The following is a 10094-nucleotide window of genomic DNA, read 5'->3' as shown; positions in this document are numbered from 1 at the left end:
CACGCTACAAAATCCTATTCCCCAACTTTTATTTACGTATCCCTCACTGTAAAAAAGATATATAAATACAGTAAGTTATTTTTACATAAAACTTACATGTTATCCGTGAATGGTATAACAGTAAATCCATTGAGCCTCCCCATCTTTACGCTTGTGAAGTAACCAGTCGGCGCCATTACACACTTTGCCAGCGGCCCAATGGTGTGGGGGGATAGCCCTTGGCACTTAAAACGGTTCAATTGGTGTTGTTAGTCCTTTCTTACACAATTTCACTCCATACGGTTCTCCCTGCTTGTAACGTGAAAGTGTATGATTTTGATTGATTCAACATGGAACAGGTTTGGAATGAGAGAATCTTACGATATCCGGGGGGATCGTTCAATAAGCAAAAAAAGTATATTATCTTTATCAATCAATATTTATCTATGAAGCAAAGCATATAAAGTGAACAGCAGTTAGAATCTACCGAAAAAACCAGATTTTTTACCGATTGATGGGAGTGAGAAACTTCATCTTTCAACTGGAGAGACAGTCGTGAAGTTATAAGATAACGATCATCATTATATTTATCCATCTTTCATGTTTTTTTTCTACTTAAATGTTTACAATTCACCGTATATTCTCTCCATTCTCGAAATTCTATTCAAAGCGCAGGTTGTTTTATTGAACGATTTTTACTCATTCATATAAATTTTAAAGACAACACAATCTTATAACGTTAAAGAATGTGTTACAAAATATAGAGTGGTGATTTGTATTTAAAAATCAAATTGTTGTATATAAAAATGAACGCTTAATTTTATTGAATGCTTTTGATAATTTTCATTTATTTGTCTTTTCTTTTAAAAATTTTACTTTAAAATCTCCCATATTTCTTATTAAGAAGAAGAGTTTACAGATCTACAAAGAAATTTGTAACAGATAGAACATTAACATTGAGGGAGGGGGAAATGGTCAAGAGATTTCAGATATGGAAAAAAGCTACGATTGTTGTGACTTTAGGGGGATTTTTTTCGACTGTTTATACAATAGATGTTAATAGCTTGCAGGAAGTGCATGATGGTTCGTTTTATTTTTTGAAACGTGGCATTTCTGCTTATAAAAATGGGCAGATAAATCAGGCACTTTCAGCGCTACGTTGTGCCGCTAAGAGGGGCTATATTGGTGCGAATTGGAAACTTGGCTCTATCTACGCAAACGGTGATGGTGTTCCTAAAGATGATTACAAGGCTTATCATTTTTTTGCCTATATCGTTGAAAAAGGTGCTGATCTTGGCTCAGAGGATGAAAGTTATGTTTCTGATGCATTGGTTAAGCTTGCTGGGTATATAAAAAAAGGTATTCCTCAATCTCCTGTGAGACCTAATCCTTCTTATGCTGCTCGTCTTTATATGCAGGCTGCGGTGAACTATGGGAATCCTAAAGCTCAGTATCATTTAGGAAAAATATTTTTAAAGGGAGAGGGAAGGGAGAAGAATCTTATACAAGCAGCACGGTGGTTTCAACTTTCAGCAAAAAAAGGAAATCCTTCTGCCCAAGCGATGCTTGGAAATATGTTGCTTCAAGAAGGAAAAATCATTCGCGGTGCGGCAATGCTAACTGCTGCTTATGAAAAAGCGAACGTAAAAGATAGAAATTGGATTCGCCCTTTGCAAGAGCAGGCTTTTTCTCTTTGTAATGAATTTGAGAGACGTACAGCAATTTCAATGGTTGCTGATATTTTAAAAAATAAGCACTTTTAACAATCTGATTGTAATATCTTTTATACTCTCTCATTTGTTATTAAATTCTACTTTCTTGTGTCCAAGTTTACAGTAGAGATAGCTTTTTGCGATAATATAACGGCTAATGACTTAGGATTTTAGACAAAAACTCTTGTGTTCTTGGTGTCCTTTCTTGCGGATGAGAAAAGAACTCTTTAGATGAACAGTCTTCAAGAATTGTTCCTTGATCTATGAAAATAACACGCTCCGAGACTCTTTGTGCAAATCCCATTTCATGTGTTACACAAATCATTGTCATACCTTCTTCTGCTAAACTGATCATGACATCAAGTACTTCACCTACCATTTCAGGATCTAGAGCAGAAGTTGGTTCATCAAAAAGCATAACAAGTGGATCCATGGTTAAGGCACGTGCAATAGCAACACGCTGTTGTTGCCCTCCAGAAAGTTGACCTGGATATTTATCTTTATGCTCAATGAGTCCAACGCGTTCAAGATATAACAAACCACGTTCAAGTGCTTCTTTTTTGCTTCGTTTTAGGACTTTGGTTTGTGCAATTGTCAAATTTTCTGCGACAGATAAATGGGGAAAAAGCTCGAAGTGTTGAAATACCATTCCCACCTGACTCCGCAATTTAGGCAGATTCGTTTGTTTTGAATGAACAGGTATTCCATTAATCCAAATTTCACCTTTTTGAAAGGGAACGAGAGCATTAATTGTTTTAATGAGTGTTGACTTTCCTGATCCAGATGGCCCACAAATAACAACCACTTCCCCTTTACTAATATTGGTTGTACAGCTTTTAAGGACTTGAACTTCGCCATACCAATTAGAAACATTTTTTATTTCGATCATATGAGTGGACATTTTTTCCTCGTTAGCGAATAATGGATACTTTTTTTTGTAAATATAAAACGATTTGTGACAGTGTAAAACAGATAACAAAATAGAAAATAGCCGCTAAAATATAAGCTTCTTGTTTTACACCAAAATTATTAGCAGCAATATCAAAGCCATTCAAAAGGCTATGACCGCTGATGGCATAAACAAGGGTTGTATCCTGAAAAAGAATAATGACTTGTGTTAAAAAGACTGGAAGCATATCCCTAAAGGCTTGAGGAAGAATGACAATGTACATACTTTGCCAATACGTCATCCCAAGAGCTTGCCCCGCATATTTTTGTCCTTGCGGAACTGAATTGATACCAGCACGCATAATTTCAGCAAAATAGGCTGTTTCAAATGCGGTAAAGGTAATAAGTGCTGATTTATTGGCTCCGATGGATGTCCCCGTAAAAAAAGGCAGAAGCACAAAAAACCACAAGATAACCATTACAAGTGGTATTGAACGCATAGCTGTTATGTAAATGATTGCAAACCAAGAAAGAAGTTTTATGGAAGAAAGGCGCATCATTGCTAAAAGGGTGCCGAAAACAAATCCCAATATTGTTGCAAAAAGCGTTAGAAAAACGCTAAAGAGTAAACCTGATAAAATGTAAGAACGAAATACATCAAAGGTAAAAAAAGAAAAATCAAAGTCGGAAAAATTGAAAGGAAAATAAAGTCCAAACTGAGAGCTTATGAAATTTATCATATTCAATTTCCCTTTGTTTGAAAATTAGGAATTTTGAGCATTTGTTCAATGACTGTCATCACAATGAATACGAATAAGGCTATAAGAATATAAAGAATCGTAACAAGCAAATAGTTTTCGTAAACATGGCTTATCTCTTCAATTGTTTGGTATTGAAATTGCATGAGTTCATTTATTGAAACGGCAAATGCTATAGACGAATTCTTCACAATGCCCATTGCTTCTGAAGTAAGCGGCGGCATAATTGCACGCATAGCACGCGGTAATATGATATAGCGATAGCTTTGATAAGTTGTAAACCCCATTGCCATAGCAGCATAGCGTTGTCCTGAAGGAATGGCTTCAATGCCTGAACGAACCTGTTCTGCAATACGTGCCGATGTGAAGAATCCCAACGCGCATGTTATTAAGAGAATGGGGGAAAATTTCATCGCCGGTGGATAAATCTTAGGAACAACAAAATACCATAAAAATACCTGTACAAGGAGAGGAATGTTACGCATAATTTCTACCCAAATAGCACCAATAGTGCGACATACACAATTGATGATGGACGTTTTAGGTAAAGTGCGCATTGTTCCTATAATAACACCACAAAATATAGCTAATATAAGTGAAGTGATGGACAATATAACCGTATTTTTAAAGCCATCAAGAAGTGTATCTAAATAGGTATGACTTACGCCGGGAGTGCCCAAGCATCCTGTTACCAGTGTTTGAGTAAGGTCATCTCTACAAAGGAAAGAAAAGTCCATTAATTGATATTCCCTCAAATTAGTCATTCACAAATAGGACAATAAATCAAGCGTATCTACATAGGCGGAATTTATTAAAAAGTGAACTAAAATATAAACCACACTCAATTTTTAAAGAGTGTGGTTCTTTTTTTCAAATTCTATAAATCTTTTTCTGTGTAGCTTTCCCGTGGCTTATTGTTTGGGTGATCCCAAGCATATCTTGTTTGTTTTGATAAGGGAAGATTCATAACAGTATTAGCAGGTGGAATAGGTTTCATAAACCACTTATTATAAAGCTTTTCAAGTGATTCGTCTTTAATCTGACGTAGGATACTATCGTTAATGGCTTGTTCAAAGTTTTTGTCATGTAATCTAAGCATGCAGGCGATGGGTTCGACTGAAAGTACGGTGTCAAGAATGACATAATCAGATGGATTTTTTGATTTCGCAATATGTCCAGCAAGAATTGAAGCATCCATAACAAATGCATCGGCACGACCAGATTCGAGTAATAAGAAACTATCTCCGTGATCTTTTCCTTTGACGACTTTAAAGTGAATGTTTTTTGCACGTTTGTTTTTACGAATAAGTTGAACAGATGTTGTACCGGTAGTTGTTGCAACTGTTTTTCCATTTAAATCGTCAAGAGATTTAATGTTAGAGTTTTTCTTTACAGCAATCCGAACCTCTTCAACGTATGTCGTATAAGCAAATGCTGCTTCTTTACTGCGGGCAATATCATTTGTTGTTGAGCCGCATTCAAAATCATAGGTCTTATTTTTTAAGAGAGGGATTCTATTTTGAGAAGTGATGGGAAGATAATGAATTTTAATCGGTTTACCAATTTTTTTTGAGATATCATCAATGATACGTTCTGCCATTTCTGTATGAAAACCTACATATTTATTATTACCAAGGGCGTAGGCCAAACCAGATGATTCACGGACACCTAAAGTGATTTCTCCTGTTTGTTTTATTTTTTCAAGCGTATCATTTTCAGCATGAGCGACACTTGTGAGCCCAATGGCTGCTGCTGCAATAAACATTAACAATGATTTCTTCATTTATGTCCTCCATTCATTTATTTTTATTTTAGTTACTTAAGATATACTGTTTGCACGGTGTAGCATAGTTATTCTCTTAAGTGGAATTTTTTTGTTGTCTCATGAAATAAGGACTATACTTTCTTAATTGACATTAAGGTGAATCCAAACAGGAACATGGTCGGATGGTTTTGGGTATCCCCTTACTTCTGTTTGACTATGAGCGCAAATAAGGCGATCAACCGCTTCTGGTGATAAGAGTAAATGATCAATGCGAATCCCATTATTTTTAGGCCATGCCCCAGCTTGGAAATCCCAAAAACTGAAGGAGGGCGTATCAGTGACATTCCGGATAGCATCGTACAGTCCTAAATGAAGAATACGTTGGAATGCTTTTCTTGTTTTTTGAAGAAATAAGGCATCTCGATTCCATTCTTGAGGATTTTTGGCATCTAATGGGGTAGGGATGACATTATAATCACCGGCTAGAACAAGGGGTTCTTCATAGGCAAGCAATGATTTTGCATGTGTATATAATCTTTCCATCCATTCCATCTTATAGGAATATTTTTCACTCTCAATAGGGTTTCCATTTGGCAAATAAAGAGATGCAATACGCACAACACCTTTGTCTGTTGAATAAACGGCTTCAATGTAACGTGTTTGTTCATCGTTATCGTTGCCTGGTAAGCGATGGATCACTTCATCTGGCGTTTTTTTAGAGAGAATCGCAACGCCATTAAAACTTTTTTGTCCGTGTGTTTCTATATGGTAACCTAGATTTTCAATTGCATCACGTGGAAAATTTTCATCAATACTTTTAATTTCCTGTAGACAGACTATGTCTGGCTGACTTTTCTGTAGCCATTGATACAATGTTTCATGTCGTGCTTTTATTCCGGCAATATTCCACGTTGCTATTTTCATGGTGCTCATCATTCGATATCAAATATGCAATTTAATTTGCTGCATTAATGTTTTACTGCAGTTACATCGTTGCTTTTTTATTTATAGGGCGATATTACTATGGTAAATTGATTTATCAAGAGTCCCGATAAAAGCAAATTTAAAGTTTAAAATTTAATTTATTTTCATTTTTGAAAACTTTCTGCTGTTTAGTTCTTGACGAATGTCTGTGTTCTCGCTATTAGACAAAAACATAACCGATGTGGAAGTGATCATTTATGATCGTTGAAATGGGTGTTAAAAAGATTAAAAGCAAATGCTAGTGCAAAAGGCTATTGCCTTCTCTGCTTGTGATCGGGTAAACTGTTTTTAGCAGGTGTGCCCGATTTTGTGTGTAGAATGAGGCATCTATTCCAATTTTGTTGGAGTGGATGGAAATAGAAATAGAAAAGCCCGATTGGGTGAGACGAATGTAGATCGAAAAGAGGAAGGTTGCATGCCTACCGTAAACCAGTTGATTCGTAAGCCGCGTGTAGCGCCAGTTAAACGTAATAAGGTTCCTGCTCTGCAGTCGAACCCGCAGAAGCGTGGTGTTTGTACCCGTGTTTATACAACAACGCCGAAGAAGCCTAATTCTGCTCTTCGTAAAGTTGCTAAAATTCGCTTGACGAATGGATTTGAAGTGATTGGTTATATTCCTGGAGAGGGGCATAATCTTCAAGAGCACTCTGTAGTGATGATCCGTGGTGGTCGTGTGAAAGATTTGCCAGGGGTTCGTTATCACATTATTCGTGGTTTGCTTGATACGCAAGGTGTCAAGAATCGTAAACAGCGTCGTTCAAAATATGGCGCTAAGCGTCCAAAATAATATTGAGAGACAAAGCCAATGTCCCGTCGTCATAGAGCAGAAAAGCGTGAAATTAATCCAGATCCTAAGTTTGGTGATTTGGTTATTACAAAATTTATGAATGCCATTATGTTTGATGGTAAAAAGTCAGTTGCAGAGCGTATTGTTTATGGTGCGCTTGATTCTGTAGAGAAAAAAGTAAAAACAGATCCAGTGGAACTATTTCATCGGGCTTTAGAGAATGTTGCTCCTCATATTGAGGTTCGTTCGCGTCGTGTTGGTGGTGCTACTTATCAGGTTCCGATTGATGTTCGTCCTGATCGCCGTCAGGCTCTTGCTATTCGTTGGTTGATTTCGGCGGCGCGTGGACGGAATGAGACGACGATGATTGAGCGTTTATCTGGTGAATTGATGGATGCGGCTAATAATCGTGGTTCTGCCGTGAAAAAGCGTGAGGATGTTCATCGTATGGCTGAGGCTAACCGTGCATTCTCGCATTATCGCTGGTAGAGTTTTTAAACTAAGGCAAATATAATGGCTCGCGAATATAAAATTGAAGATTATCGTAATTTTGGTATTATGGCGCATATTGATGCCGGTAAGACTACGATGACTGAACGTATTCTGTTCTATACGGGTAAGAATCATAAAATCGGAGAGACCCATGATGGTGCTTCTACGATGGATTGGATGGAGCAGGAACAAGAGCGCGGTATTACAATTACATCTGCTGCGACGACGACTTTTTGGGAAGGTAGTGACGGTCGGAAGCGTCGCTTCAATATTATTGATACGCCAGGGCACGTTGATTTTACAATTGAGGTTGAACGCTCTTTGCGTGTTCTTGACGGGGCGATAGCGTTGTTGGATGCTAATGCTGGTGTTGAACCTCAGACAGAAACTGTTTGGCGGCAGGCTGAGAAATATAGTGTCCCTCGCATGGTTTTTGTTAATAAGATGGATAAAATAGGTGCTGATTTCTATCGCAGCGTAGAAATGGTTGGTTCTCGGTTAGGGGCTAAAGCGCTTGTTGTACAGTTGCCGATTGGTGCTGAAAATGACTTTGAAGGTGTTGTTGATCTTGTTGAGATGAAGGCTTTAAAGTGGGATGGTTCTATTGGTGCTCCGGCGGTGATAGGTGAAATTCCTTCTGATTTAAGAGAAAAGGCTGAAGAGTATCGCGAGAAACTCATTGAAATGGCTGTGGAGGTTGACGAGGCTGCCATGGAGGCCTACTTAGAAGGCATTATGCCAACCAACGAGCAACTCGTTTCTCTCATTCGTAAGGGAACCGTAGAGGTTCAGTTTCATCCGGTTCTTTGTGGTACGGCTTTTAAAAATAAGGGTGTGCAGCCGCTTTTGGATGCTGTTGTCTCTTATCTTCCTTCTCCGGTTGATATTCCGGCAATTAAGGGGATTGATGTGAAGACTGAGGCTGAGACGACGCGCGAATCTTCTGATGATGCTCCACTATCTATGCTTGCTTTTAAAATTATGAATGATCCTTTTGTTGGTTCGTTGACTTTCTGTCGTATTTACTCTGGTAAAGTTCATAAAGGTATTTCTCTTGAGAATACTGTGAAGAAGAAAAAGGAGCGTTTAGGGCGTATGCTTCAAATGCATTCAAATTCTCGTGAGGATATTGAAGAAGCATTTGCTGGTGATATTGTTGCTCTTGCCGGTCTTAAGGAGACAACGACAGGGGATACGCTTTGTGATCCTTTGAAGCCTGTTATTTTGGAGCGGATGGAATTTCCAGAACCTGTTATTGAGATTGCAATTGAACCGAAAACAAAAGCAGATCAAGAAAAAATGGGTATTGCTCTTAATCGTTTGGCAGCGGAAGATCCTTCATTTCGTGTTAAGTCAGATGAGGAGTCAGGTCAGACTATTATAGCTGGAATGGGTGAGCTTCATCTTGATATTATTGTTGATCGTATGCGGCGTGAGTTTAAGGTTGAGGCAAATGTTGGGCAGCCTCAGGTTGCTTATCGTGAGTCAATTACTAAAATGGCGGAAATTGATTACACTCATAAGAAGCAATCAGGTGGTGCTGGTCAATTTGCTCGTGTAAAAATTATTTTTGAGCCTCATGAAGGTGATGATTTTATTTTTGAGTCGAAGATCGTTGGTGGTGCTGTTCCTAAAGAATATATTCCAGGTGTTCAAAAGGGGATTGAAAGCGTTATGGGGTCGGGGCCTCTTGCAGGATTCCCTATGCTTGGTGTAAAAGCAACTCTCATTGACGGTGGTTATCACGATGTTGATTCTTCTGTGCTGGCTTTTGAAATTGCTGCTCGTGCAGCTTTTCGTGATGGGGCAAAGAAGGCTGGTGCACAGCTTCTTGAACCGATTATGAAGGTAGAAGTCGTTACGCCAGATGATTATGTTGGTGATGTTATTGGTGATCTCAATTCTCGTCGAGGACAGATTTCAGGAACTGAAGCGCGCGGTATTGCAACGGTTGTCAATGCGATGGTTCCATTGGCAAATATGTTTGGTTATGTGAATACCCTTCGCTCTATGAGTCAGGGTCGTGCGCAGTATACAATGCAGTTTGATCATTACGAACCTGTTCCTTCGGCTGTTGCTTTGGAGATTCAAAAGAAATACGCGTAATTTCAGGTTGGTAAATTAATTTTTAACTTAGTCCTTGGCTTGGACAGAAAATGGAGAGCTCAAATGGCGAAGAGCAAATTTGAACGTACAAAACCGCATGTTAATATAGGTACGATTGGTCACGTTGATCATGGGAAGACATCATTGACAGCAGCGATTACGAAATTTTTTGGTGAGTTTAAAGCATATGACCAAATTGATGCAGCACCAGAAGAGCGCGCCCGTGGAATTACCATTTCTACAGCCCACGTTGAGTATGAAACAGAAAATCGTCACTATGCCCACGTTGATTGCCCCGGACACGCGGATTATGTGAAAAACATGATCACAGGGGCAGCGCAGATGGATGGTGCTATTCTGGTTGTTTCTGCGGCTGATGGTCCAATGCCTCAGACGCGTGAGCATATTTTGCTAGCCCGTCAGGTTGGTGTTCCTGCGATTGTTGTTTTTCTTAATAAAGTTGATCAGGTTGATGATAGCGAACTTTTAGATCTTGTAGAGCTTGAGGTTCGGGAGCTTTTATCTAAATATGATTTTCCTGGTGATGATGTGCCAATTGTTAAAGGTTCAGCGTTGGCTGCCCTTGAGGACAAGGATAAAAGCATTGGTGAAGATGCGGTTCG

The 10094-nt window shown here is 38.7% G+C and carries 10 protein-coding genes; 5 read left to right on the top strand and 5 right to left on the bottom strand.

Annotation, left to right across the window (positions count from 1 at the left end; all coding sequences use genetic code 11):
• Positions 1 to 950: 950 nt before the first annotated feature.
• On the top strand, positions 951 to 1742 hold the full coding sequence (locus PVV57_RS09105) for a tetratricopeptide repeat protein (RefSeq protein WP_273717757.1): 792 nt from the start codon (positions 951 to 953) through the stop codon (positions 1740 to 1742).
• Positions 1743 to 1845: 103 nt separating this feature from the next.
• On the opposite strand, the gene PVV57_RS09100 is transcribed toward PVV57_RS09105, so the two are convergent.
• From PVV57_RS09100 to xth, 5 genes are all read right to left on the bottom strand, one after another.
• Entirely contained in the window at positions 1846 to 2592 is a 747-nt protein-coding gene (locus tag PVV57_RS09100; RefSeq protein ID WP_273717755.1) for an amino acid ABC transporter ATP-binding protein, read from the bottom strand.
• 10 nt (positions 2593 to 2602) lie between these two features.
• Complete coding sequence (locus PVV57_RS09095; RefSeq protein WP_273717753.1) at positions 2603 to 3319, bottom strand: amino acid ABC transporter permease; 717 nt, start codon at positions 3317 to 3319, stop codon at positions 2603 to 2605.
• A 2-nt stretch (positions 3320 to 3321) separates the two neighbouring features.
• Positions 3322 to 4074, bottom strand: a complete 753-nt coding sequence (locus PVV57_RS09090; RefSeq protein ID WP_273717751.1) for an amino acid ABC transporter permease — start codon at positions 4072 to 4074, stop codon at positions 3322 to 3324.
• Between the two features lie 140 nt (positions 4075 to 4214).
• Positions 4215 to 5120 carry a transporter substrate-binding domain-containing protein gene (locus PVV57_RS09085; protein ID WP_273717749.1) on the bottom strand — a complete coding sequence of 302 codons (906 nt, stop codon included), beginning with the start codon at positions 5118 to 5120 and terminating at the stop codon, positions 4215 to 4217.
• A 123-nt stretch (positions 5121 to 5243) separates the two neighbouring features.
• Complete coding sequence (xth, locus tag PVV57_RS09080; RefSeq protein ID WP_273717748.1) at positions 5244 to 6026, bottom strand: exodeoxyribonuclease III; 783 nt, start codon at positions 6024 to 6026, stop codon at positions 5244 to 5246.
• A 475-nt stretch (positions 6027 to 6501) separates the two neighbouring features.
• On the opposite strand from xth, the gene rpsL reads away from it, so the two are divergent.
• The 4 genes from rpsL to PVV57_RS09060 all read left to right on the top strand — a co-directional run.
• Complete coding sequence (gene rpsL, locus PVV57_RS09075; protein WP_005773262.1) at positions 6502 to 6873, top strand: 30S ribosomal protein S12; 372 nt, start codon at positions 6502 to 6504, stop codon at positions 6871 to 6873.
• 18 nt (positions 6874 to 6891) lie between these two features.
• The gene (rpsG, locus tag PVV57_RS09070; RefSeq protein ID WP_273717745.1) at positions 6892 to 7362 is read left to right on the top strand and encodes a 30S ribosomal protein S7; all 471 of its coding nucleotides are present in this window, start codon (positions 6892 to 6894) and stop codon (positions 7360 to 7362) included.
• Positions 7363 to 7386: 24 nt separating this feature from the next.
• On the top strand, positions 7387 to 9471 hold the full coding sequence (gene fusA, locus PVV57_RS09065) for an elongation factor G (protein WP_273717743.1): 2085 nt from the start codon (positions 7387 to 7389) through the stop codon (positions 9469 to 9471).
• A gap of 63 nt (positions 9472 to 9534) precedes the next feature.
• The coding region (locus tag PVV57_RS09060) for a GTP-binding protein (RefSeq protein WP_273783925.1) at positions 9535 to 10094 on the top strand (560 nt) is incomplete at its 3' end.

Source organism: Bartonella sp. AU15XJBT, assembly GCF_028618615.1.
GTDB lineage: Bacteria > Pseudomonadota > Alphaproteobacteria > Rhizobiales > Rhizobiaceae > Bartonella.
Note: the sequence above shows the minus strand (reverse complement) of the source record. Positions and strands in the feature narration are given on the sequence as shown.